Annotated in this window: 17 protein-coding genes and 1 other RNA gene; 4 read left to right on the top strand and 14 right to left on the bottom strand. The window is 51.4% G+C overall.

From position 1 onward, the window contains the following. Window positions 1-45: 45 nt before the first annotated feature. On the bottom strand, window positions 46-1,038 hold the full coding sequence (locus IMY23_RS05385) for an alpha/beta fold hydrolase (protein ID WP_192821100.1): 993 nt from the start codon (window positions 1,036-1,038) through the stop codon (window positions 46-48). A 306-nt stretch (window positions 1,039-1,344) separates the two neighbouring features. Here IMY23_RS05385 and IMY23_RS05380 point away from each other — a divergent pair, with 306 nt between their 5' ends. From IMY23_RS05380 to IMY23_RS05370, 3 genes are all read left to right on the top strand, one after another. Then, the gene (locus tag IMY23_RS05380) at window positions 1,345-2,082 is read left to right on the top strand and encodes a GLPGLI family protein (RefSeq protein ID WP_192821099.1); all 738 of its coding nucleotides are present in this window, start codon (window positions 1,345-1,347) and stop codon (window positions 2,080-2,082) included. 22 nt (window positions 2,083-2,104) lie between these two features. After that, a complete protein-coding gene (locus IMY23_RS05375) occupies window positions 2,105-4,918 on the top strand; it encodes an outer membrane beta-barrel protein (RefSeq protein ID WP_192821098.1) in 2,814 nt (937 codons plus the stop codon). A 217-nt stretch (window positions 4,919-5,135) separates the two neighbouring features. Beyond that, window positions 5,136-5,444 carry an HPF/RaiA family ribosome-associated protein gene (locus IMY23_RS05370; RefSeq protein WP_192821097.1) on the top strand — a complete coding sequence of 103 codons (309 nt, stop codon included), beginning with the start codon at window positions 5,136-5,138 and terminating at the stop codon, window positions 5,442-5,444. A 135-nt stretch (window positions 5,445-5,579) separates the two neighbouring features. Here the strand turns inward: IMY23_RS05370 and IMY23_RS05365 are convergent, their stop codons facing one another. The 13 genes from IMY23_RS05365 to rnpB form a co-directional block, all read right to left on the bottom strand. Beyond that, window positions 5,580-8,807, bottom strand: coding sequence for an Ig-like domain-containing protein (locus IMY23_RS05365; protein ID WP_192821096.1), 3,228 nt, complete (start codon window positions 8,805-8,807; stop codon window positions 5,580-5,582). A 470-nt stretch (window positions 8,808-9,277) separates the two neighbouring features. Further along, on the bottom strand, window positions 9,278-10,390 hold the full coding sequence (locus IMY23_RS05360) for a chorismate mutase (protein ID WP_192821095.1): 1,113 nt from the start codon (window positions 10,388-10,390) through the stop codon (window positions 9,278-9,280). After that, a complete protein-coding gene (locus tag IMY23_RS05355; RefSeq protein WP_192821094.1) occupies window positions 10,387-11,577 on the bottom strand; it encodes a pyridoxal phosphate-dependent aminotransferase in 1,191 nt (396 codons plus the stop codon). The genes IMY23_RS05360 and IMY23_RS05355 overlap by 4 nt, the downstream gene beginning before the upstream one ends. After that, window positions 11,574-12,467 (bottom strand): prephenate dehydratase domain-containing protein, encoded by an 894-nt coding sequence (locus IMY23_RS05350; RefSeq protein WP_192821093.1) that lies wholly within the window; start codon window positions 12,465-12,467, stop codon window positions 11,574-11,576. The genes IMY23_RS05355 and IMY23_RS05350 overlap by 4 nt, the downstream gene beginning before the upstream one ends. A 428-nt stretch (window positions 12,468-12,895) precedes the next feature. Then, a complete protein-coding gene (locus tag IMY23_RS05345) occupies window positions 12,896-13,963 on the bottom strand; it encodes a serine hydrolase (protein ID WP_192821092.1) in 1,068 nt (355 codons plus the stop codon). Window positions 13,964-14,103: 140 nt separating this feature from the next. Beyond that, window positions 14,104-14,820: an IS1 family transposase gene (locus IMY23_RS05340; RefSeq protein WP_192820093.1), complete on the bottom strand. Its 717-nt coding sequence runs from the start codon at window positions 14,818-14,820 to the stop codon at window positions 14,104-14,106. Window positions 14,821-15,111: 291 nt separating this feature from the next. Then, the gene (locus tag IMY23_RS05335; RefSeq protein ID WP_192821091.1) at window positions 15,112-17,676 is read right to left on the bottom strand and encodes a zinc-dependent metalloprotease; all 2,565 of its coding nucleotides are present in this window, start codon (window positions 17,674-17,676) and stop codon (window positions 15,112-15,114) included. Between the two features lie 276 nt (window positions 17,677-17,952). Then, window positions 17,953-20,784, bottom strand: coding sequence for a pitrilysin family protein (locus tag IMY23_RS05330; protein ID WP_192821090.1), 2,832 nt, complete (start codon window positions 20,782-20,784; stop codon window positions 17,953-17,955). Between the two features lie 194 nt (window positions 20,785-20,978). After that, window positions 20,979-21,884: a DUF5694 domain-containing protein gene (locus tag IMY23_RS05325; RefSeq protein WP_192821089.1), complete on the bottom strand. Its 906-nt coding sequence runs from the start codon at window positions 21,882-21,884 to the stop codon at window positions 20,979-20,981. Window positions 21,885-22,254: 370 nt separating this feature from the next. Continuing rightward, the gene (locus IMY23_RS05320) at window positions 22,255-22,554 is read right to left on the bottom strand and encodes a hypothetical protein (protein ID WP_192821088.1); all 300 of its coding nucleotides are present in this window, start codon (window positions 22,552-22,554) and stop codon (window positions 22,255-22,257) included. Between the two features lie 84 nt (window positions 22,555-22,638). Next, window positions 22,639-23,262: a J domain-containing protein gene (locus IMY23_RS05315; RefSeq protein WP_192821087.1), complete on the bottom strand. Its 624-nt coding sequence runs from the start codon at window positions 23,260-23,262 to the stop codon at window positions 22,639-22,641. Window positions 23,263-23,264: 2 nt separating this feature from the next. Next, complete coding sequence (locus tag IMY23_RS05310; protein WP_192821086.1) at window positions 23,265-23,456, bottom strand: hypothetical protein; 192 nt, start codon at window positions 23,454-23,456, stop codon at window positions 23,265-23,267. Window positions 23,457-23,701: 245 nt separating this feature from the next. Next, an RNA gene (gene rnpB / locus IMY23_RS05305) (RNase P RNA component class A) lies at window positions 23,702-24,161 on the bottom strand. Window positions 24,162-24,410: 249 nt separating this feature from the next. On the opposite strand from rnpB, the gene IMY23_RS05300 reads away from it, so the two are divergent. After that, window positions 24,411-26,297, top strand: coding sequence for a pyruvate kinase (locus tag IMY23_RS05300; protein WP_192821085.1), 1,887 nt, complete (start codon window positions 24,411-24,413; stop codon window positions 26,295-26,297). Window positions 26,298-26,375 lie beyond the last annotated feature (78 nt).

Here is a 26,375-nt window from a genome sequence, read left to right as displayed (position 1 = left end):
CCCGAAAATGGAAATTGAAAAGGTATCATTATGAGCTTGTTACGCCTACTTTTTCAGGAAGGCCAGTAGCGGTTTCATGAAACGGTCATAGGCCTCAATGTGTGGCAAATGGCCCACGTTTTCTAACTCCACCAATTGCGCATTCTTGATTTTCTGGGCAGTTGCTTTGCCCAAGGCCGGGTAATTGCCCAACAGTTTTTTAGCCTCTGGGCTGGCGTTGGCTTTGCCCAGCGCGGTGCGGTCCCGCTGGCCAATTATGAGCAGAACGGGCATGGTAAGCTGGTCAAATTCATATACTACCGGCTGCGTGAACACCATGTCATAGGTTAGGGCGGCGTTCCAGGCAATGCGGGGGTAGTCGGGGTGCAGGGTCCAGCCGGCCAAAAGGTTCACCCAGCGGCCATAAGCCGGTTTCCATTGGCCACCGTAATAATTTTCCAGCTGGTAGTTCTTGATGCCCTCGGCGGTTTGCTTCAGTTCAGTGGCATACCATTTCTCCACGGGTTGGTAGGGCACCCATCGTTTCCAGTCTTCCAGGCCAATGGGGTTTTCCAAAATCAGTTTCTGCGTGAAGGTCGGGTACATCAAGGCAAACCGGGTGGCCAGCATGCCGCCCATGGAATGTCCCAGAACTGCCGCCTTGGTCACGCCCAGACTGTCCAGCAGGCTTTTGGTGTTCTGCGCCAGCAGTTGGAACGTGTACTGAATATTCTGCGGCTTAGACGATTTCCCGAAACCTATCTGGTCTGGAATAATGACCCGGTACCCGTTTTGGCGCAGGTCTTTGGCGGTCTGTTCCCAATAGGCCCCGTTGAAGTTCTTGCCGTGCAGCAGCACCACCGTCTGTCCGTTGGGCTGGTCAGGGGTCACGTCCATGTAGGCCATTTTAAATGTCTGCCGTTGCACCTGCACCTGATGAAATTGTACCGGAAAAGGGTAGGTATAATTGGTGAGTTCAGCGTCTAGCGGTTTCAATTGGGCCACCGCCAAAAGGGGCAGAAGTAAGGTTAAGAGCAAAAGGGGGATTAGTTTTTTCATCGAATTAAAAAAGGCTAAGCAAGGTGATGTTAAGTATGAACAGGTGAATTCTCTCACCGGATTTCATCTTAAAACGGCAAGAACCTGTTTTGGGTGTCATTTCCAGTTTCAAGCCCGAAAACAGAAATTTCCCATTATCTGATTTTTCCGTTTTCGGGTTCAATTCCGGAAACGGGGCCGAAAACGGAAACGCTTTTTCGGTCTGTAATTCCTTGGGCAACTTTAACGTTTCATTAACAAACCTTAGGGTGGCCTTAACACATGGGCGCGGGTGTTTGCGGTACTTTTACCCAAAAGAAATCGCCCATGAAAAACCTACTCAAATCTTTTACTGCCGCTTTCTGTCTATTGCTATCTACTGCCGCTGCCGCGCAAGAAGGCGTGATTGTCTATGAAGCCAAAATGAACATGCACCGCAACTTACCAAAGGAACGCGAAGCCATGAAAGCCATGATTCCCGAATTTTCCGTGAGCAAACAGGCGCTCACCTTCAACGCCAATACCTCGCTGTACAAACGCATGGTGGACGAGGAAGAGGAAGCTGCCCAGATGAGCTCAGCCGGCGGTGGCGTTCGGTTCAGCATGCGTACCGCCAGCGGCGAACTGTACCTGCAACCTGGTGAAAGCAAACGCGTCTCCCAGCGCGATTTCAATGGCAAGAAATACCTCATCCAGGACTCGCTCACCGTGCTTCCCTGGAAATTCGGGACCGAGACCAAGACCATTCTGGGTTACAGCTGCAAACAAGCCACCTATTTTGACGAACGCCGCAAGCAGACCGTGGTGGCCTGGTACACTGAGAAACTGCGTCCGTTTCTGGGTCCGGAGTCTTATGGCTCTTTGCCCGGCGGAATTCTGGAGATTGACGTGAACAATGGTGAACGCGTGATCAAAGCCCTGCAAGTGGATCTTCGTCCACTTAAGAAAAATGAACTGCTGGAGCCCACCAAAGGCGAAAAAATCACCGAGCAGCAGTACCAGGCCCTACTCACCGAACAGATGGAGCAGATGCGCCGCAACGGCGGCACCATCATCAGAAACTAACGCACCCGCAACTTCTCCCTTTATGAAAAACCTTTACCTGTTCGCACTGCTGCTGTTGCTGGGACAGACCGCGCTTGCCCAGAAATTTACCGTGAAAGGCACCGTAGTAGATGACCGCAACAGTGCCTTGCCGGCCACCACCGTTCTGGTGCTCAAACCCCAGGATTCTACCTTGGTTTCGTTTGCCTCTACCAATGCCCAGGGAATTTTTGAGCTCAAGAACCTGAACAACGGCCCCTTCCTGCTGAAAATCTCTTTTGTTGGATTCAACCCGGTTTTTAAACGCATTGAAGCCCCGGCAGACGGCGGTTTGGTAGAACTTGGAACTGTGAAACTGGAGCCTGCCTCTACTACCTTGGGCGAAGTGCTGGTGAAAGGCCAGCAAGACCCCGTAACCATTAAGAAAGACACCCTGGAATTCAACGCCGGTTCCTTTAAAACGCAGCCCAATGCAGCCGTGGAGGAACTGTTGAAGAAACTCCCCGGCGTGCAGGTGGAAAGCGACGGCTCCGTGACGGTGCAAGGCGAAAAAGTGCAACGCGTCACCGTTGACGGCAAAGAGTTCTTCGGGCGGGACCCAAAGCTGGCCACCAAGAACCTGCCCGCCGATGCCGTGAACAAAGTACAGGTCTATGATAAAAAATCTGATCAGGCAGAATTCTCCGGCATTGATGACGGGCAGCGCACCAAAACCATTAACCTGGAGCTCAAAGAAGAAAAACGCAACGCTATGTTCGGCAATACCATGGTGGGCGTGGGCACCGACGAGCGCCTGCAAACCAAACTGAGCCTGAACAAATTCAAGAAAGGGCAACAACTCTCGCTTTTGGGCATGGCCAACAATGTGAACAGCCAGGGCTTCGGGATTGATGATTACATGACCTTTACCGGTGGCGCACAGCAGCTGGCCGCGGGCGGGGGCGGTCAAATGCGCATTGAGATTGGCGGTGGCAGCAGCGGCATACCTTTGAACACGGGTGGCCGTAGCAACGGACAGATGCAAACCTATGGCGGAGGCCTCAACTTCAACCAGACCTTGGGCAAAAACACCGAGGCCAACGGCAGCGTTTTCCTCAACCACCTCAACCAATACGTGCGCCGCACCGCCGAGCGTGAAGACATTGTGCCCGCCACTGAGACCAGGCCCAACGGCAATTTCCTCACAGATTCTTACGGCGTGCAGGACAACTCCAACGCTAACCAGCGCCTTAATTTGACCGTGGACCATAAAATTGATTCGGCTAACTCTGTGAAACTGATTGCTGGGGTTTCATACAACAAAACAGAGGCCGAGGGCGTGAGTGACAGAAGAAGTTTTACCAAAGAAGGCCGAACGTTCCTGAGTTCCTCCAACAGCAGCACCTTGGCCGAGGGCACGGCGCTCAATGCCAGTTTCAACCTGTTGTTCCGGCATAAATTCAACAAAAAAGGCCGAACTCTTTCTGTCAATGCCATTGCCAACCTGGTGGAAAATGACAACCAGAACCTGCTGCTGGCCACCAACCGGTTCGCCAACCGGCCAGACCAACACCTGAATCAGGAACGCGACAACCAAACCAACACACAAACCTACACCACCACGCTGTCGGCCACTGAACCTTTGGGCAACCGAAGATATCTGGAGGCCAACTACAGTTTCCGGCAGAGCATGAACCAGGTGGACCAGGAAGTGTATGACGTGCAGGAAAGCGGAAAAGTCCTCAACAACTTACTCACTAACCGCTACAACAGCAGTTACCTTTTCAACCGCCTGGGCGGTAATTTCAGGCTGAACCGAGATGCGTACAGCGCCACGCTTGGTTTGAATCTGCAACTGACCACCTTGAATTCTTTGATTGCCGAGAAACGGTTTGAGATGCCTGGCGCCACCATCAAGCGGTCTTACCAAAATGTGTTGCCGGTGGCAAGGTTCAACTATGATTTCAGCGGCAACAGAAGAATAGATTTCAACTATGAAACCTCGGTGCAGGAACCGTCAGTACGGCAGTTGCAGTCGGTGGTGGACAACAGTGATCCGCTTAATATTTACATGGGAAATCCTGGTTTGCGGCCGGCGTATAATCACCAGTTTCGGTTGAATTTCAGCATGTTCAACCCAACCACGTTTATGAATTTCTTTGCTTTCGCGTTCATGAATTACACCACAGACGCCATCGCCAACGCCATCAGCTATGACCAGACCGTGCGCACTACGCAACCGGTGAACGTGAAAGACAGCCGCCTGCTGAGTTTAAACCTGAACCTGGGTTTGCCGCTCAGGAAATACAACAGCCGGTTCAACGTAGGCGGCGCCCTGCGGGGAAATTCCAGCATTAACCTGCTCAACGGGCAAGCCAACGTACTGGATTCCAGAATGCTCTCTGGCAATGTGCGCTATGAATACCGCATTGACAATAAGTTTGACGTGAGTTTGCGTACCGATCTGAGCCTGCAAACCACCGAATACAGCGTGGGCAACACCCCAGATCAGGAATTCGTCAACCAGACCTATGCCGCTGAGGCGAACGTGTATTTTCCGGGTGGGGTACACCTGAACACCACCTATGATTATCTGGTGTACAACAACCCGCAGTTCAATTTCAGGCAGGCTATTCCGTTGCTGAACGTGGCGCTGGCCAAGCAGTTCCTGAAGAACAACAGCGGCGAGTTACGCCTTACGGCCGTGAACCTGCTCAACCGCAACCTGGGCATTAACCAAACCGCCACCGCCAACTACTTTGAGCGCGAAACCCTCAATTCCATAGGCCAATATTTCATGCTCCAGTTCACCTACAACCTCAACAAGCACCTCAACCCCATGGGCAACCGCGGCGGCGGCATCAGGATCATGCGGTAGTTAGTAAGCCTCCGGATTTGGAATTCCTGATTTTGAACGCTTCCCGTTTTCGGGCTCATTTCCGGAAATGAGCCCGAAAACGGGAAACGTTTTTTGTTTGTCATCCAGCGTAAGTATGGTTGGCATGAACATTCACCAATGGCAAATGGTCAACCCTGCAAAGGTTCTGCCGTTTAGTGAAGAAGTAGTACTTGACAACCCTTTTAACCACACAACTATGAATTATACAGAGAACTTCGGAGACATTAAAGTAGACGTGCAATCATCTGCAGACTTTACGGTGACAGACGGCATGCAGCAGCGCATTAGAGATGTGATTACCAAGATGAAGCGGTTTGTGCATGACATCAACTGGGTGGAAGTCCATTTCAAAGTAGAGGAAAACCACCCTACCAACAGCAAGACCGTGGGTTTCAAGCTGGGCATTCCGGGCAATGACGTGTACGCCTCAGATTCCGGCGACAACTGGGTGCCCATGATGAAGAACATTGAAGACAAACTGCAGAAGCAGCTTGATAAAAGATAAGGCAGTTTCCGTTTTCGGCTCCGTTTTCTGAAATGAGCCCGAAAACGGAATTGCTATTTAACAAAAGAAGCTCCCTAAAAAAGGCTCCCAACGGGAGCTTTTTTAGGGAGCTTCTTTTGTTGAACTGGTACAGTTTTACTTTTTGATGAACCGCTTGTGGGCTGTCTTGCCTTTGCTGGTGAGTACCAATTGGTAAACGCCGGGCGTTAAAGCGGCCACAGAAACCGTACCGTTGGTTACTTTTCCGGTGTAGGCTATTTTTCCCAGTACGTCATACACTACCACGGTGGCGCCTTCCAACGGTTGGCTGCCAGCCAGTGTCAAGTCGGCTTGGGTGGGGTTGGGGTAAAGGGTCACGCCGGCGCTGAATTCCTTGTCTTCTTTCAGGCCAAGCGGGCCAGGGCTCAGGAAGATGTTGTCAAAGAACAGCTCAGCGCCCGTGGTAGGAGCCGTTACGGAGGCCACCATGAAGGATTGCTCCACCGCGTTCAGGTTAAAATTGGCGGTGGCCATAAAACGGCTCAACGGAATGGAAATCCGGTGCCAGTTTCCGTCGCGCACCAGGCCAAACTGCTCACCGTTCGGCACAAAGTTCACCCAGCTTTCCACCGGACCACTTTTCATGCCTACTTTGAACGTTCCGCCCGCAGTAGTTTTCATGTGGAAGTTCAGCATGCCGTTGGCGGCGTAGGCAGACAGGTTCTTGGCTCCGTTCGCAATCCCGAAACCATACCAGCCCACAGTGCCCACTTTCAAGGCAATCACTTCAGCGCCTTCAAAAGCCGTGGCATTTGCCACCGCCGATAAGGTGTTTTCCCATAAGAAGAGGTTGGCGTCGCCGTCAAAGTTGAGTTTGTCAACCACGGGTGTGTTCTCTGTGAAAATGCCATAGTTGCTGCCGGAGTTGGAAGACCCGTTCACAATCACGCTCACTGGCGTAGACGTGGTGGTGAGGTTGGCATTGTCATAGGCCACGGCCGTTAAGTTGTAATTGCCTGCCGGGGCGTTGGTCCAGGTGTAAGAATACGGCGCGGTGGTGGCAGTACCCAGTAGGGTGGTGCCGCGGTAGAATTCCACTTTGGAGATGGTGCCGTCTGTATCTGCCGCGTTGGCGGAGATGGTAATGCTGGCAGGAGCCGTGAACGTGGCGCCCGTCACCGGTGACGTGATGCTCACCGTAGGCGATGAACCGTTGGCCACGCCATTGGTGTAGTAAATGTTATCAAAGAACAGTTCAGCACCAATGGTTGGGGCGGTTACTGAGGCCACCATGAAGGAAGTTGTCACACTGGCCAGGTTAAAATTAGCCGCATTAAACGCCGACAATGGAATGCTCACCTGGTGCCAGTTGCCGTCACGCACCATGCCGTACTGTTCGCCGGTGGTGCCAATGTTGACCCAGCTTTCCACGCCGCCAGAGACAATGCCCACTTTAAAGGTACCGCCGGTGGTGGTTTTCATGTGGAATTTCAGGTGCCCGCTGGTGTAGCCGGTCAGGTTTTTGGCCGTGTGCGCAATCCCAAATCCGTACCAACCCACGGTGCCCACTTTAAAGGCCATTACCTCGGTGCCTTCCTGCGGTACCGGAGCCGGAGCCGTAATAGCCGACAAGGTATTTTCCCACAGGAATAAATTGGCGTCGCCTTCATAATTGAGGCGTTGGGTGGTGGGTGTGTTCTCGGTGAAAACCCCAAAGTTACCGGTAACCGCAGAGGCATTTACAATCACATTGACCGGAGCCGTGGTGGTGGTATTGCCTTCGTTGTCAAACGCCTTGGCGGTGACCGCATACATGCCGGCCGGGGCGTTGGCCCAGGTAAAAGTATAGGGGATTGAAGTGGCGGTGCCCAGCAGGGTAGGGCCATTGTAGAACTCTACTTTGGTCACGTTGCCATCTGTGTCTGAGGCAGTGGCCGTTAACACTATTGTAGCCGGGGCCGTGTACACCGCGCCGTTGGCCGGGGCGGTCATAGTGACAAGCGGCGCACTTTTGAAACTGGAACCGGTGGTATAGTAGATATTGTCTAGCTGGAAGTCAAAATTGGCGGCTGGTTTGTCGCCGGCCAGCATGAACGTGGAGACAATGTTGGAGAAATCTACCGAAGGGGCATTGAACTGGCTCAACGGAATGGTGACTTCGTGCCAATTGCCGTCGCGCACCAGGCCGTAGTTTTGGCCGCCGCTTACAAAGTTCACCCAGCTTTCTGTGGTACCGTTTTTCACGCCCACCTTAAAGGTTTGGGTTGAAGAAGTCTTCATGTGGAACTTCAAAGACCCAGCCGCTTTGTAGGCCGATAGGTTTTTAGCGGCGTGGTCGGTGCCAAACCCAAACCAGTCACTGTTGCTGGCCCTGAACGCTATGGCTTCTGTGCCTTCAAAGGCTGCTGGGGCCGGGGTGGTAGGCGTTAGGTTATTCCAGATGAAGAGGTTGGCGCCACCGTTGTAGTCTAACCGCGCAATGGTGGGCTTGGTTTCTGTGTATACGCCAAAATTACCAGCGGCAATTACATGCTCAGAGGCTTTGTAGAGTTCATCGCCCTGGTTTTGATAAAGCTTAATATAATCTACATACATCTTGGCGGGCATGGGTGCCGTGATGTTCGCGCCATTGCTGATACCTGTGTAATTGCCACCCACGGCCAGGTTCATGATTAAGAAATGGCGGTTATGGAATTCCTCCAGGTCACTTCCGGCTGCCCCGGCAATGTTAAAGGTGAAGTACTCCACGTTGTCAATGAATATTTTAATGGACTGGCTGGTCCACACCATTTTGTAAATGTGGTAGTCATTGTTCAGGTTCACGTCGCTGTCGCGGTGTTTGCCAAAGTCAGCGGTGGTGCCGTTGTGTTCCCAGTGCACGGCTGCGCCTACACGTTTGTTGGTGAGGCCAGCGGCCACAGCTTCCCTAATGCCCATTTCCATGATGTCAATCTCGCCGTTGGACGGCCATACGCCTCCCACGGTGCCCAACGTCCAGAGGGCGGGCCAAAGGCCGTTCTGCAAATCTGGAACTTTGATTCTGGCCTCCACGGTGCCGTATTTGAAATGGATTTTTCCTTCGGTTTTTAACCTGGCCGAGGTGAAACTACGGGTCTGGAACCCTTCACGGCGGGCTTCTATAATCAGGTTGCCTTCCTCAACGCGGGCGTTTTCCGGGCGGTCTGTGTAGTACTGCAATTCATTGTTGCCCCAGCTGCAGAGACCTTTGTTGCAACCGTCGCCAATCTCAAAGGTCCAGTGGTTGCTGTTAATGGCGGTGCCTTCAAAGTTTTCTTCCCATACCAAAGTCTGCGCAAAGGCTCGAGGGGCAAAAGTCACCAGGAAGATTCCCAGGACAATCAGGAAGATTGCTTTCCTGGTCATAAAAGTGTACTTGTTTGTCATATAGTAGGCGTTAAAGATGCAGGTATGAAAAACCAGCGTTAAGGGACTCTCATGTTGAGCGCTTTACCTCTGGATTTTCAGTTGCTAAAGTACCTTATATAAAACAAGAAAACTGAAATCTGCCTACTACATAACTACATCACGCCCCACCATCTGGCTACATCAATTCTACATCAAAAGGCCGAAATTTATGCCAGAAAGCAAATGAAAGCCTTTTTTAGCATTTTCATTTTAAGGATTTCGTAATTCATCTGTTAATTAAAGACGGCTTATGGCGGTATTCTGATGTCCTTCAATAATTGGGTTAATTGCCCTTGTTTCTAACAGGAAGCTCCATGAATTTTAGGGAAGGAAACAGAAAATCTGAAGGACTGAATTTTGTTAAAAACAACAAAGCCCCGGTTACTTGACCATGCAAACAACCGAGGCCTTCTTTATGAACTACTAACTTAAACGGCTGGGGCAATCACTTTAGAAACCGCGGCAGCCTGTACGTGCAGGGAATGCTGGTGAATTTCCTGGAAGATGGCTTTCACGAATCCTTCGTCCAGGCCTTCGCGCAGGGCGGCTTTCATGCGTTGCTCCATCACTTGTTCCCAACGGCCGGTCTGCAACAAGTTTATCTTGCTTTCTTTTTTCAGGATACCAATCTGCTTGGCCACGTTAGAACGGCGCGACAATACGTTGATCAATTCATTGTCCAGGTAGTCAATCAGGTTGCGCAGTTCGCTCAGTTCTTCTTCATTCTGGGTTGTGGTTGATAATACGCGCTCAAACACCAGGGAAGCGAGCAAATCAGACAGCCCTTGCGGGGTTACTTGTTGCGAGGCATCGCTTAAGGCCACGTCTGGGTTAATGTGGGTTTCTATCATAAGCCCGTCTACCTGTAGGTTCAAGGCTTCCTGGCTAATCTGCTGTAAAAGGCTGCGCTTGCCGGCAATGTGGCTGGGGTCACAAATCAATGGTACCTCGGGCAACAGCTTCTTGAACTCGTAGGCCATGTTCCATTTGGGGTGGTTTCTGTACGGCCGGCTGTCAAAGGAAGAGAAGCCGCGGTGAATGGCGGCCAAATCGGTGATGCCAGCTCGGTTCAAGCGCTCCAGGGCACCCAACCACAATTGCAGATCTGGGTTCACGGGGTTTTTCACCAACACTGGTACGTCCACACCTTCCAGGGCATCGGCTATCTCTTGCACTGAGAACGGATTCACGGTGGTGCGGGCGCCCACCCAGAGAATGTCCACGCCTTGTTTGAGGGCGTCGTTCACGTGCTCGGCGGTGGCTACCTCGCAGGCGGTTTTCATGCCGGTTTCCTCTTTCACGGCTTTCAGCCATTTAAGGCCTACTTTCCCGATTCCCTCAAACGCGCCGGGACGGGTGCGGGGTTTCCAGATACCGGCTCTGAAGATGGTGACTTCGGGGACCAGTTGCAGGCCGCGGGCGGTCTGGAGCATCTGTTCCTCGCTTTCGGCGCTGCAAGGACCGGCAATGATTAAAGGTTGGCCATCTGGGCGTTTGAACGTAGAGTTGGCAGCTAAATTGAGGTGTTTTGGAGTACTCATATGGGTAGGGCGGCGGTGGCCGTTACATGTTGTTTAATTCTATTAGTAGCTTCTTCAATGGTGGTTTGGGGCAAACAGAGACTTACCCGCAGGTAGCGCTCCCCCTGGGTTCCGAACACTTTGCCCGGGGTCAGGAAAACTCCGGCATGGTACAGGATGTTGTCTAAATAGGCTTCCACGTCCAACACCTGGTCAGGCACCCGCGCCCACACAAACATGCCCACGGCCTGCCTGTTGAAAGAACAGCCCAGCATTTCCAGCAGTTCAAACACAGTCTGCCGGCGTTGCGCGTAGACCTGGTTTCGTTCATTATGCCATTCATCTGAATTCTGCAAAGCCTGAATGGCGGCCTGCTGAACGGGTTGGAACATGCCCGAGTCTAAGTTGCTTTTCACCCGCAAAATGTTCTGCAGGTAATCTTGCCGGCCCAGCACCATGCCCACGCGCCAGCCCGCCATGTTATGCGATTTGCTCAGCGAGTTGAATTCCAGACAGCAGTCTTTGGCTTTGGGCAACGACAGCAAACTCAACGGCGGGTTATTGGGCAGCACCAGGCTGTACGGGTTGTCATTGGCGAGCAGAAAGGAATGCGCCAGCGCCAACTCCACCAGTTTTTGCAAGGTTTCTGCAGATCCTTCGGCCCCGGTTGGCATGTGCGGATAGTTCACCCACATCAGTTTCACGCCGCCTTGGGTTAGCAGTGCTTGGAGTTCGGTAAAATTAGGCTGCCAGTTGTTTTCCTCGCTTAAAGTATAAAAAACCGGCTCAGCGCCAACTAGCCGGGCGGTGGCGGCATACGCCGGATAGCCCGGGTTGGGCACCAACACTTTGTCGCCGGGGTTCAAAAAGGCCATGGCTACGTGGAAAATACCTTCCTTGGAACCCATCAAAGGCAGCACTTCGGTTTCTGGGTTTACATCCACCTGATAGGTTTGCTGATACCATGTAGAAATGGCCTGACGCAAGGGCAAAATGGAATTGTAGGGTTGGTAACCGTGGGCCTTCGGTCTGCTAGCTGCCATGGTTAAGGCGATTACGGTCTCCTCAGAAGGAGCCATGTCTGGGTCACCAATGCCCAGGTTGATGATGTTTTTGCCTTGGGCATTCAGGGCCCGTACTTCTGCCAACTTGCGGGAGAAATAGTATTCCTGTACTTGCTGGAGCCGGTCTGCGCTGGGAATGATCATACAAGTTCTGGGGTAGAGGTGCGTAAAGTAGTGGGGAGACAGCCGTTCAGCCGTTCTTTGGGCAGCGGCGACACCGCCTTTTTATACAAGCCCAGCACTTGGTGGTTAGGGGAAATGCCTTGCAGTCGGGCCAGGGCGTGGGTGAGGTCGGCGGTTTGCTCGCTTTCCATTTCCAGTACCCAGGCTTGCGGTTGGCCCGGGTGGGCGGCTGGCAAGGGCTGCAACATGGTCAACGTCACGCCGGAAGTAGCCAATACCTCCACTACATTCTCCAGGGAAAACTGCACCACCGGATATGGCAGTAAGACAGTGGCTTTGTCAGATGCGCTGCTGGTGGCCTGCCGGGAAATAACCAGAAAGCGCGTGAAATTGTCAGGTTGGTTGGCGACGTTGCCTTGGAGCACCTCCAGGCCGTACAGGTCGGCGGCCCGGCGGCTGGCAATGGCGGCCACCCCGGAGATCTGCTCTTCCTTCAGTTGGCGGGCGGTGTCCGCGGTGTCGGCGGTTTCTTTTGATATCAGGCCAGAATTTTGCACAAAGTCACAGCACTGCAGCAAGGCAATGGGGTGCGACCAGATTTCTTTCAGGTCTGCCATGGTTTGGCCGGGCAGCGCCATCAAGGTTTGGTCAATGAACAGCCAACGCTCCGCGGCCACATAAAATCCATGGGCGGCCAGCAAGCTGTAATTGCTGAGGATTGGGCCGGCCACGGAGTTCTGCACGGCCATGACGGCGTAGTCTGCCAGGCCGCTGGCCAAGGCCTGGCACAACTCCGGGAACGATGCGCAAGACATGGTTTGCATACCCGAAGAAGCAAACAACTCCTTGGCGGCAGTCTCGTGGAAAGAGGCGGGCCCTCCCTGAATGGCGATTTTTAAGGTTCTGTCCATAACAAAAAAAAAGCCCCGCTATAGGCGGGGCTCTGTGGTATATCTTTTAGTTTATCAAACGCAAAGTCTTACCTGCTGAGCCCCGGATGAGGTCCAAAAAAGTAAAAACCGTAATAATATGCATTGCGCTGAATCATGTTCTTGAAGTAATGCGTCAAACTTAAGGGGTGAAAAAACAACTTCCAAACAGAAGCCCGAAAAATTTTAAAAATCTTATAAAAAAACTGGTAACGCCTGTAAAATCAGTACATAAGCAAACGGTTGTTTGGTATTTTTGCCAGACCTTCCCTAGTAAAGACGAACTTTTGCCTAGATTTTGGTCGAGTTCAAAGTATAGTGAAAGCTGTTTCCCCAAGGACATTTTTCCGTTTTCGGGCTCATTTCTGGAAACGAGGCCAAAAACGGGAAATATGCTGTCACCTTTGCTTTTATCTGGTGAGGTGCGGCAATTGATAGAGCAGCTGAGATTCTAAATGATACGGAAGCCCCTTGAAAATCTGTTGCACCAGGTTCGGAATTAAATGGGAATTGTCGGCACGATTGGAGAAGGCGGCTATGGTTAAGTTCACTTCCGGAAGAAAGATGACCAGGTTGCTGAAGCCGCAGGTGTTTCCTGTGTGGTACAACTCTGGTTGCCCGTTGGCGCGAGGCGCGTAAAACCAGGCCATGTCATAAAACCAATCTTCGCCAGGGATTATTGGATTGGCGTACGTGAGATAAGGCGCCAAAGAAAAAGTAGGTGTGTGCCAAAGCGCGTGGCTCCATTTGGCATAATCTAGCGTGGACGTGTACAGACAACCGTCTGCCTGGGTGGCGCTGCCCACGCTTTGGTCAGCAAAACCATAATTGCCTTTTTCACTTGGCGCATAGCCCATGGCCCGGTGGGCAATGTTCAAGTCAGGCGTATAAATCTTGCTCACGGTCATACCCAACGGATGCAGAATTTTGTCTTCTATTATTTGACGGAACGGTCGGTCGGTTATCTTTTCTATGACCAAGCCAACCAGCACGTACCCGGTGTTGCTGTACCTGAAAGACGTGCCCGGCGGAAAATAGAGTTCTGACTGCGCTTGTGCGATGACCAACACTTCCTCATCTGTGATTTGTGTGGTTCTGCCGGGCGCAATAAAATCCTCATAGTCCAGAAGCCCAGACCTGTGCTGCAGCAAATGATGCAGCGTGATGTGTTGGCTTAGCCCGGTCCAGGCCGGGAAGAATTCCTGCAAGGTTTGGTGAACGGAAATGTTCTTTTCCTGGCAAACCAGCGCCAGCGCCATGGCGGTGAACTGCTTGGTCACCGAGGCCATCCGGTAATTGGTGCCTCGGCTGGCCGGAATCTGTTCCTCCATATTCGCCAACCCGAAGCTTTGGTCAAACCACACCTGGTCTTTGTCTTTCACGAACACCGAAATGCCCGGCAAATGCGCCGGATATTCCTTCTCCAGCAAAGCCGTAAGGTGTTGGGTAAAATGAGCGGGGGAGAATTGGGAAGGCATTGAAGTAGGTACGTTGTTTTTTCAAGTGCCTAAAAGTAAAGGTTTCTTGGAAACATAAGATCAAAATCCCGTTTTAGGGCTCAATTCTGGAAATGAGGCTGAAAACAGAGAACCTGTTTAGTAAAAGAATAGGTAGTGGTTTACAATGTATGATGCTTTGATTTTTGGTTGTTTCGGTAGTTGAACATTAGGTTTAAGCTCGCATCATGGTTCTCCTTTTTCTTGGAGAAGCAGGTCGTTTTCCTGACCAGCCTCCTGTTCCTGGCCCTGAGGCAGGTATTTACCCCTTCTATATTTTTTGTGTAAGCCTTGCCCACCTTGTGTTTCTCTGTAGGTATCACCTGGGCGAAGGCTCTCCAATGGTCGGTGCAGTATTCTCCAATGTGTGCTTTCTCCAGCTTCTTGAGCAGCTTCCTCACAGTTGCTGCGCTCCTGGGGCCGCAACTGTAAGCCAAAACCTCATCCGTCTCGGGGCAGTAGGCATACAAAAGCCAGTACTTCCCTTTCCTGCGCCTGCCCACGTAGCTCCAGACCTCGTCTATCTGCACCGACTCGTAGCAGCGCCGCGCCGGTGCGATGCTGAGTCGGCTGCCTTGCCGGCACAGGTTGTCCAGTATGCACTTGCGGCTCACCCCCAGCAGCGCCTCTATGTCGCGGATGCCGTTGTTGCGCTCCAAAAGCCGCACCATTAGCTGCTTTGTGGCCGGATCGGCGCCTTTGTACTGGTACGTGGCCTGGAACTGCTTTCTGCAGCTGTGGCATAGCAGGTTCTGGGCACCGTTCTTTTTCTTTCCGTTTTTTACTACCTTACTGCTCTGGCAGTGGGGACAGTTTATTTTGATGAGGACTTCGAACATTCCATCATCTTAAACAACTCACTGTCAGCTTTTATCCCATCATACTTTCTAAACCACTACCAAAGAATACCATGAACCTGAACCCTTGTTGGTGTTATCACCAACAAGCAAAATATCCGATGCCAAACAATATGTTGGTAATAACCTAAAAAGGGCAATCATGTTGTAATTTTCCGTTTTCGGGCTCATTTTCAGAAATAAGCCCGAAAACGGAATGGAAAAAACTGGAGCACAAAAAAAGAGCCGCTCCAATTTGGAACGGCTCTTTTAATTTTAAACGCTCTGGGTAAATTATCCTCTTGGGTCTAAAGCCTCATTGATACGGTCAGAGAGATCCTGCAAGTGGTAATTGGTCAGGGAATCTGAGTTGTTGGCGCCGGCCTTGATCATGCTGTTGATGTTGCGCAGTTCGGCTTTGGCCACCGATACCACATCACTCATGGCAATGTTCATAGACGCGCTACCGGCACCACCTCTTCCGGCTGCCGCGGCTTGCGCGCCGGTGGGGGCTGGAGCTGGCTTTACCAGGTCAATCAGTTCCTGCACGTACATTTTCTGCAGGTTACGGCGGTACAGGTCAATGGCCTGCTTGTTCTTCACTTCCCGGAAAATGGTACTGTTCATGTCAGAGAAGAAGTCAGTTACCTTGTAGGCTTTGGCACCGTCCATGGCTTCGCTGGAAATCAACTTGGTCAAGGTGCTGTTGCTTACCAAACGGTTTAAAACCGCCTGCTGGCTGCGGGCAACCACCATCATGGGATCTGCGCCGGTGTTGTTCAACACAGCCGGAGAAAGTAACCAGGTAGGCGTGGTGAACAATTGCTTGTCCAGGAACGTCATGGCTTCTTTCTGGGTGGCGGCCGGAGTGCGCTCGTAAATGAAGCCTTCCTGCTCCACCGTCTTCGGGTTCTCATACACACCGCCTACGTTCTTGGCCACGTGGCCCATGTAGCGGTTGAACTGCGTGGTCAATTGGCCATACATGTTTTCCAGGTTGTCATAGCCTTCGTTTTCAGAACGCGTCCACTCCGGTAATTTGGTCAAGATGCGCTGCAAGTTTTTGATGCCGTACTCAGAGGCTTTCATAGAGTTGTCGCCTAAGTCCTCATTCTGGGAATGCGGGTCATCTGGGTTGGTCTCGGTACCAAACCAGTTGCGGCGATTTTTCAAGGCAGCCATGGTCATCTTGTTCAAGATGGGCACCTCGTCTGCCGCGCTTTTGGCGTTAGGCAGCATGCGGTAGCCCCACTCAATGGCCCACAGGTCATAGTCCCCAATTCTTGGGTAAATGCCTTTGTAATTGATGTTGTCTTCTGGCTGGGCCACGTAGTTAAAACGGGCATAGTCCATGATTGACGGGGTGTGGCCGTTGGCTTCCACCCATTTTTTGTCGCGCAGGTTTTCTACCGGCACGGTGGAGCTGGAACCGTAGTTGTGGCGCAAGCCAATGGTGTGGCCTACTTCGTGCGAAGACACAAAACGGATCAAATCTCCCATCAATTCATCAGAGAACTCCATTTTACGGGCGCGTGGGTCTGTGGCGGCCGCCTGAATGAAATACCAGTCACGCACCAGTTTCATCACGTTGTGGTACCAGTTGATGTGGCTTTCCATGATTTCGCCGCTGCGTGGGTCAGAGATGCTGGGCCCAGAGGCATTGGAGATTTCTGAGGGCTTGTACACAATGGCGCTGTGGCGGGCGTCATCTATGTTCCAGTTGGGGTTTTCTTTGGCGCTGGGGGCTTCCTTGCCAATAATGGCGTTCTTGAAACCAGCTTTCTCAAAAGCTTTCTGCCAGTCGTTCACACCGGCAATCAGATACGGTACCCATTTCTTAGGCGTGGCCGGGTCAATATAGAAAATGATAGGGTTTTTAGGCTCCACCAGTTCCCCGCGTCTGTACTTGGCCATGTCTTTTTCCTTAGGCTCCAGTCTCCAGCGTTTCACCATCTGGATTTCCTTTACGCCTTGTGGATTGGCATCAAAGTCTGTGTAACCAACGGTGAAGTAGCCAACGCGTGGGTCAAAGAAGCGGGGCTGCATGGGCTTCTTGGGCAATACTACCATTGACGAGTTGATCTCAATGGTAGAAGAACCGCTCAGCGCCGAATTACCGCCGCCACCGGCCGGGGCAGCGCCAAAACCTGTGGTGGGTGGGGTGAGCACGTAGGTTTTCACGGTGGTCACTTCCACGTTCTGCGGATAGCTGCGCACATTCTGGATGTAGCTGCGGTCCCCAATGAAGTTACCCAGTCTGAATCTGGTTTTGCCGTTGGCCGAGCTGAAAGAGAAGATTTCGTTCTCGCCTTTCATGTAGTCGGTCATGTCAATGACGCTGCTCTTGTTGCCTGCACCGTAAGCGGCCACGTTGAATGCCGCCACAATGGCCTGCACGTTAGAGCGCTGCACACTTTGGTACATGTCTTTGGTGCTGTCTGGGCTGTAAGTGGAGTAAGAGATTTTGCGCATGAAAATGCGGTCATCTGGCCCTTTCTCAAACATGATTACGGATGAACCAATCTGGTCACCGGCGTAACCCGCCGAGGCACGCACCTCGGCACCGGCTTTGGAGATACGGTTTACCACCAGAATCTCGCGGCCCATTACTGAGTCTGCCAGCTCAAAGAAATACTTGTCTTCTACCTTGTGGGTCTTGAAAAAGCCCGACTTGGAGATGGCTTTGTCCGTGATGACCTCAGCGTAAGGTTTGGGTTTGGTGTTCCGGCCGGCAGTGCCCTGCATGCCAGTGGCGCCGGCTACCCGGCGGGTAGAGTCGGCGGGTTGCGTGCGGCCCTGCGCCATGGTTGCTCCGGCTACGGAGCCCACCAGGCCGAGCGTCAGTAAAAACTTCTTCATTGAAATTGTTTGTAGTTTGATAAAGGGTTTGCGTTGGTCCATGTCTCAGGACAATGGCTTAGACAAGCAACGCGCAGAAAGGTTTAACCTGAATTTTAAAATTAACTGAATTTCAGACAACAAAAATAGAGAAGCTGATTTGCGGTTAAAGGGCTTCAAAGGTGGCGGCGTTTTTGCCCTCGTTTCCAGAAATGAGCCCGAAAACGGAAAAAGCCCTGGCTTCTCTGAAAATGAGAGAAGCCAGGGCCTTAAAAGTGTGACCGAATGACCTGTTGGTTAATTGAGCAAAACAGGTTTTCCGTAGCCCAGGTTTTCCAGTTTCTGGAGTTGGGTGGCGGCATCGCCCACAATTAAATAATACATCTTGTCTGGGTTCACGTACTGGTTGGCCAGGCTTCTGATTTTCTCCACGGTCATGCCTTGCACTAGTTGCTGGCGCTTCTTGGCGTAGTCAACCGGCCAGCCGTAGGCACTTATGTTGCTGAGCATGCCCAGCTTGGCACCCATGGTCTCAAACGAACGGGCAGTGCTTTTCACCAGGAAGCCCTTGGTCACGTCCAGGTCCTGCGCCGTGAAACCCGGACCATAGTTCTTCAAAATGTCTTTCACCAGGGCCGCCGACTCAAACGTGACGTTGGACCGCACCCCGCTCTGGATCACAAACGGACCCGGCACGCTGCTGCCCGAAAACGAAGAACTGATGCCGTACGTGTAGCCTTTGCCTTCGCGCAGTTGCTGGGTGAGTTGAGACGCGAAGCTTCCGCCGCCCAAAATATAGTTCATCACCGACAAAGAATAGAAATCTGGGTGAGTGGCCGGCAAAGCCAAATACCCAAACCGCAACACCGACTGCTTGGCACCCGGCACATCATAGAAATACACCTTTGACGTGGCCGGGGCGGCCGGAATCTGGTAAGTAGGGAAGGTGACTTCCTTGGCTTTCCAGTTCTGGTCAAGGGTAGCCAATGGAGCCACCGCCGCTTTCTTGTCTAGCGCGCCCACCACATGGAATGCAGCCCCAACCGGAGACAGGTTATTCTGGTAATAGGCCTGTAAATCTGCCAGCGTAATAGCTTTCACCGAGGCCTCAGTGCCCAGGATGTTATTGGCCAAAATGTGCTTCTCCCCGAAGAGTAGTTTCTTGAACTGGTTGGCGGCAATGGAGTTGGGGTTGGCTTTCTGGCCTTTGATCTGGCTTTCCACGCGCTGCTTGCTCAGGTCAAACTCCTTGGCATCCCAGCGCGGTTGTAAGAGCATTTCCTGCATGAGGGCCAGCGTGGCGGCATAATTACGGGCCAGCGTGCGGCCATTGATGGAAATGTCTTCATCATCAGCTGACACTGAAATGCTGGCGCCCAGCGCGTCAATGGCTTCCTCCAGCTCGGCGGTGGTTTTGTTTTTGGTGCCTTTCATGAGGCTTTCGGCCAGAAGGTTGGCCACGCCCACTTTGTCGGGGTTTTCCAGGAGAAGGCCGCCTTTTATGCGCAGGTTGAATTGCACCAGAGGCACTTCGCGGTTTTCAATGCCCAGCACTTTCAGGCCGTTGCCCAGTTTTTCCTCCCACACAGCAGGCACCGAGATTTCTGGGCTTTTGCCGTAGGCGGGTTCCTGGCTGCGGTCAAAGGTTGACTGGGTTTTGGGGTAAGAGGCATCGGCGGTCAGGTCGAATTTCTCTTCGGCACCTTCCACAATTTTCTCTTCCACCACACTGGCTTTCCTGGAACCTTCCAGCACCAGATTCACCTGACCTTTGGGCACAAAACTGGTGGCCACGTATGGCTTTCCTTTGAGGTACTGATTATAGACGCGCTGCACATCTTCCACGGTCACGGACATCATGTTCTCAATGTCTTTGGTGGCAAAACCGGGGTCTCCGGCAAAGATGTTGTACTGCGCCAACTGAAAGCCTTTGCCTTGCACGCTGGCCAGACTGTTGTAAAAAGCCACTTCCTGGCCGGCTTTAATGCGGTTGAGGTCAGCTTCTGAAATGCCGTTTTTCTCAAACCGCGCGAAGGCCTCAAACACCGCGCTGTGAATCTTGTTCAGGTCTGTTTTCTCAAAACCGCGCACGCTGAGCATGGTCTGGCCGGCAATCTCTGAGTTGTTGTTGTACATGCCCACGCGTGGAGCCAGCTGCTTTTCATCAATGATCACCTGGTTGAACGGTGCTTTCTTGCCTTCTGTGAGGTAGGTGGTGAGCACGCGCAGCGCGTAAGAATCTGGGTGGTACTGGTACACGCCCGGCCAAGCCAGGGTCAGTTCTGGTAAGCGCGCGAAGTTGTCTTCATGGTACAGTTTCTTGGTCTGGGTTAACACCGCAGGGCGTTTTTCCATTCGCGGAATGTCGGCGCCTTTTTTGATTTCCCCGAAATATTTCTGCACCCAGGCTTTGGCCTGACCCGGCTCAAAATCACCGGTCACCACCAGGGTCACATTGTTAGGAGCGTACCAGCGGCGGTAAAATTCCTTCACATCAGCTAGCGTGGCGTTCTGCAAATCTTCCAGAGAACCAATTACTTGCCAGTGGTAGGGGTGGTCTGCGGGGTAAAGGTTCTGGTCAATCACATAAGACGTGTGGCCATAGGGATTGTTGTCCACGCTTTGGCGCTTCTCGTTTTTCACCACTTGCTTTTCCTTGGCCAGGACTTGCTCGGTCACGGTGTTGATGAAGAAACCAAGCTTGTCGGCCTCGGCCCAGATCATTTTCTCCAGCGCGTCATTGGGCACGGTCTGGTAGTAGTTGGTGCGGTCACGGCTGGTGGACCCGTTGGCCCCGGAGCCGCCAATGCGGGCGCTCATCTTATCCAGACCACCTTTGCCCAGGTTTTCAGACTCCAGGAACAACAGGTGCTCAAACAAATGCGCGAAACCGGTTCTGCCTTCCTTCTCGCGGGCCGAGCCTACGTGGCTGGTGAGGGCCACGGCCACCACCGGGTCAGATTTGTCCACATGGAAGACCACCTGCAAGCCGTTGTCTAAGGTGAATTTCTCATAGTCCACGGCAAAGGACTTGCCGGCGCTGCCGCCATCTGATTTGCTCAGTTTCTGGCAGGCAAAAAAGAGGGCCGGAAACAGCAGCGCTAATAAAATAGGTTTACAATACTTCATGAAAGCTTGTGTTAGTTTGAAGGTTTTGGCTGAAAACACCCCGAGGAACGGGGCTGCTTCCGGCGGTGAAGATAAGACTTCTGCTGCGTTTCTGCGCAAACCGCTGGGGCGTAAAGAAAATTTCCGTTTTCGGGCTCATTTCTGAAAATGAGGCCAAAAACGGAAATCAAAAAAAGGCTAGTGATGGTTTTGGCTTAGTTCAAATACTTCTGCACCGGCACCAGGCGGTACTGCGGGTCATTGACGAAGATTTTGGAAAGCGCCGCGGCGTGCCGTTGCCCCATAATAACCAACAGCCGTTTGCCTTTCTGCGCTAGCTGCGTGGTGACAATATTGGAGTAGATTTTCATTTCGCGTTCATAGAACGAGGACACAAACTCAGCGCCAATGTAGTTTTTGTTTACGTAAGCCGTGTCTATGTACTGCGCGGGCGGATTGGTGAACTGGCCGTTCCGGACTTTGGCGGGCGTCATGTAAATCACATTGTACGTGAAATCCAACACCTGCGGGTGGTTGATGTACAGCAAAAAATCTTTGAGCGATGTGGTGCCTTCTTTGTAGGTTTTGTCCACGTCACGCACCACGCTGTTGAAGGCGGTGAGAGCGTTCTGATACTGCTCTATGTTTTTGCCGTTGGTGAGAATACGGTTGGAGACGCTTTCATAATAATCTACCCCAAAAATGCGGTCATGGTGCAGTTGCTTGGCAATGGAATAGCCAAACTGAAACCGCTCAGACCGGCCGTTGGCCAGATCAGTTAATTTTATTTTGTCGGTTTTATAGAGCTGGTACAGGCTGTCCACCATTGCCTGGTCTTCTGGCGTGTTCTCAATCATGACCATGTCTGGCTTGAACTTTAAAAGCAGCTTGTTCAGGTGGGCAACTTCCTGCTGTCTTTTAAGGCTGAACAAGTCGGCGTGGGGTTGGTCTTTGTGGTATTGGTCCTGCCCGAAATGCGTGCTTCCCAGAATCATGATCTGCACCTGGCCCTGCTTTTTAGGCGCTGCCGGAATATGGCTCAAACCCTTTTTGGTGACCTGTGAAAAACTGAAAAACGAAAGCAAAAGCAACAGACTGAGCAGGAGGGACGTTTTTTTCATGAGCGAGGCGCTACCTGAGCGGGGCCAGCGGAGATATATAGAACTGAAATTTACATTTGAGAAAGCAAGGTACAGGTTAAACCGAAGCCATGGCCGCTTTCCAGAAAATTTAGCTGGTTCGCTTCCGTTTTCGGGCTCATTTCTGGAAATGAGCCCGAAAACGGAAAATACGTTTGCCCTTACTTCGTTGCCAGGAGCCAGTTTTGTACTAGTTGGCTGAGCGCCTGCTGGGCTGTTGCCATTCCCTTTTTGGTTTTAAACGAAGCCACCGCCCAGTCATTGGTTTTCCATTGGAGCAGGCAATACGGGTCACTGATCAATTGCTGCGGTGGAAGGAGTAGCGGCTTGGCACCGCGGTGAACGGTTAGATTCAGGTTCTTAGGCGGCTGCAACCGTTGTTTTGCAAAGCCCACCATTCTGTAATGTCACCGGCCATTTTGTTTATGTCTTCTGTTTCCATAGATAGGCCATAAGTCACAACAAGGTCACTTTCTAACACACGGGAAATTTTTTCAAAGTCAGCGCCTTGGTACAAATGGCTTAAAACTTTATGGTGTAAAGTGTCAAATTCGTCTGTTGGTGCACCAGGAATCAAATTCCAGGAATAACTAATTTTTCTTAGCTCAATAAGTTTCCCCTGGAACCCTTGAATTAGGTCATTTTTAGCCATTTTAAATTATTAGTAACGGCTAGTGTAAAAGACGTGCACGGCCGTCGGCCGATGCATGACTTTTACACAATGTTAGCTGGTGTTTTATTCTTTTTTATTTTCCCAATTCTTGTTTGCAAAACGGTACAGCACAATTCCGACTGGAAGCATAACAATACCTAATATCGGGTTGCCAATATCTCCGTTGGTGGCAAGTCCAGCAACTAAATTACCACAACCAGACATAGTCAAAATCATTGCAAAGAATATCATGAGAGTGTTTCCAAGTTGGAATCCAGTTTCTTTCACGAATCCAATAACCTGTTTTGAAAATTCACCGAATGCCATACTAGCAAAATCCTGACCTTGTTTTCTAGCATTTTTAGCCCAATTATTTAAATCATTATCTGAAAAGGCTTGTTCATTTTCATTTTGTCTCTGATTATTTCTATTATATTGTGATTCCTGTTGGCGTTGATTAGAATTTGTACTTTCTGATGCTTCTTTTGGTTTAAAATAAAAATCATATTCCCTGTTATACTTAATCCTCGCTTCTTCATCATATAAAATCAAGTATGCTTCATTAATCTCAATGAATTTTTGATGGGCATCTTTATTTTTGTTACGGTCGGGATGATACTTTAGAGCAAGACTTCTGTAAGCTTTTTTTATTTCTTCTTTTGTTGCATTTTTTGTTAAGCCAAGTCTTTGGTAATAATTAGGTATCATTACTACTTATTAAGTGTAATGTCTTTAGTTGCTTTAGGCTTTTCCTTTTTAAACATTGCTTTATAAAGGAAGTAAATTGCAAGCCCTCCTACTGCTGCGCCAGCACCTATTCCTGCTTCTTTAAGTAAAACTGTAATTAATATAATTGCAATTACAACTATAATAAAAATTACCACTTTTCTAGATTTTCCCATTTTTTTCTAATTTTTAAGTTTTGTTTAATTTGAAGATTTTAAGTCTTGTAGCTTTTTTTATTTTTAAATACCAGCTAACTAGAGTATAAACGAACCTCACCTGCACTCACCTGCACTCACCTGCACTATGTACACAGGTTTTTTTGCAAAAAATCGGAAACCCGCCTCGTTACACTTCCAAAACCAAACTACTAAGAAATCATAGAAGTACCAAAGACCGAGCGGCCTTTGCAAGAAAGGAAAAAAATAAAGGGGAGCCTATAAGCCGGGTTTTGTCCTCTGCCGGGTGGCAGATGGCTTACCATTTATCTAGGCCCGTCCTCACGGAGGGGCTCCATCAACCTACCCACTGACATCGGGCGAGCCGCCCTTAGCCGTGCCCTAGAGCCTGGCGCTGCCAGCCTATTTGGTCTTTCAACTCCTGAGGTTTACCCAGCCGGACTGGTCGCCCAGCCGCTGGTGCGCTCTTACCGCACCTTTTCACCCTTACCCGCAATTAATTAAGAATTAAGAATTTAAAATTAAGAATGATTCCTAATTCATAATTCCCCATTCCTAATTAAATGCGGGCGGTTATTTTCTGTGGCACTGGCTGTCACCTGGCCGTCGCCCGCCAGGTGCCTTCCCGTTAGGAAGCAGGATGCTCTGCGTTGCCCGGACTTTCCTCTCCGCCTTAAAAGACGCAGCGGTAAGCCAGCTCCCCTTATTTTTCAGTCAAAGATAACACATTCTGGGCGGGCTTGGTGCGCGTACTTCCGTTTTCGGCCCCGTTTCTGGAAATGAGGCCCAAAACGGCGTGCTTTCAAGGGTACATGTGGGTGCCACCAAAGGGTAGAAACAGCCGTGCCTAATAATATATCAAGTCACTGGGCAGCGCTAGCCGTATACCAGAATGGCAGGGCTAAACCCCTGAAAAAGAACCCGTACGCGTTTACCTATACTATAAGAGAACTAATGGAAGTGAAAGAAGTAGTCAGGAAAACAGAAAAGAAGAACTGCGGCCAGAAAACCGTTTCCACCCTTTTAACCAAGATCACCAAATTACAGAGAGAAGCGCTGGTCCTGGAAAACACCTTTGAGGCGCAAGTTCAAAAAGTACACCCAGACCTCCAGGAAAGCGCCAAGAATCTGCTGCACTACCTGGCCCTCCGCAAGCAAGACAACCGCGATCTGCAGGTTGACCTGTCGGTGCTGGGTTTGTCTTCTCTGGGCCGCGCCGAGAGCCACGTAATGGGCAGCCTCACCGCCATCCAGAACCAACTGCAGGTGCTGGAGGCCAATTACACCGGCGCCCCGCAACCGCAGGTGGCGTTTAAACCCTGGAATTCAATATTAAAGCGAAACCTGGCCGCCCTGCTGGGCCCGGGTTCTGAGGGCCGCGAAGGCCGGATCATGGTCACCTTCTCCACTGAGTTCGCCACTGACTATGAACTGGTCAAGAGCCTGCTGCTGGCCGGCATGAACTGCGCCCGCATCAACTGTGCCCATGACGATAAAAAAGTCTGGAAGAAGATGGTGGAAAACATTAAAACCGCCGAACAGGAAGTAGGCAGACCCTGCAAAATCCTCTTTGACCTGATGGGCCCTAAACTGAGAACCGGATCTGTGAGCCCCGGCCCGGAAGTCTTGGGCATTCACCCCACCTTCAATGAACTAGGCGAAATCCTGTCGCCGGCTAAGGTGTGGCTGGCGCCCAAGGGCGTTGGTACGCAGCAGCTGGTCACGGCATCGCTTAAAATCTCTGAGGAATTTGTGAGCCAGCTACAGCCCGGCGATGAAATCAGGTTCCAGGATGCGCGTCGCCGGAAACGGAAATTCACCGTGGCCGAGGCCCAGGGCGGTGGGGCGCTGCTCCATCTCCAGAAATCTTCTTTCCTGCGCACTGGTACTGAGGTGTGCCATTTCAGAGACGGCCAGGAATTGCAGCAGGAGCGAATTGGCAAGGTGCCGTCAGTGTCCATGCCGTTGCTGTTGCAGCCGGGCCAGACGCTGGTGCTTCACCGTGACCCAAAACCGGGCGCCCCCGCCAAATATGACAAAGACGGCAATGTGCTGGAGCCCGCGCATATTTCCTGCACCTTGCCGGAGATTTTTGCCCGCGTGAAAGCCGGAGAGCCCATTTTGTTTGATGACGGCGAAATTGAAGGGGTGATTGCCGAAGTTCAGCCTGAGTACCTCCAGATAAAAATCACCGCCGCTGAAGACACCGGCAGCAAACTCAAACCCGACAAAGGCATTAACCTACCCGAGAGCGACCTGCGCCTGTTCACCCTCACCGAGAAAGACAACGCTGATCTTAAATTTGTAGTGAAGCACGCTGACATTGTGAATCTTTCTTTTGTGAGCCACCCCGAGATGGTGGAGGAACTGCAGCGCGCCCTGGCCTCGTACAAAGCCAGCCACGTGGGCATCATGCTCAAGATTGAAACCAAGGCCGCCTTCAACAACCTGCCGCACTTGCTGCTTACTTTAATGCGCAACCATCCGGCGGGCATAATGATTGCGCGCGGTGATCTGGCCGTGGAACTGGGCTGGAAACGCCTGGCAGAGGTGCAGGAAGAAATTCTTTGGATTACGGAAGCCGCGCATTTACCCGTGGTCTGGGCCACCCAGGTGCTGGAAACGCTCACCAAGAAAGGCCGCCCCAGCCGGGCCGAGGTCACAGATGCCGCCATGGCCCAACGCGCCGACTGCGTCATGCTCAACAAAGGCCGCTACATCTTGAAATCTATGGACATGCTAGATGACATCATGAAGCGCATGCAGCAGCACCAATACAAAAAAACACCGCTGTTGCGCATGCTCCATGTCTCAGATTTAGAAGCCTCTTTGGGAAAATAATTTTCGCAAGGCAAGTCCTAAATTTAAACTCCCGTTTTCGGGCTCATTTCTGGAAATGAGCCCGAAAACGGGAGTTTT

The sequence above is a fragment of the Rufibacter sp. LB8 genome (assembly GCF_014876185.1).
GTDB lineage: Bacteria > Bacteroidota > Bacteroidia > Cytophagales > Hymenobacteraceae > Nibribacter.
Note: the sequence above shows the minus strand (reverse complement) of the source record. Positions and strands in the feature narration are given on the sequence as shown.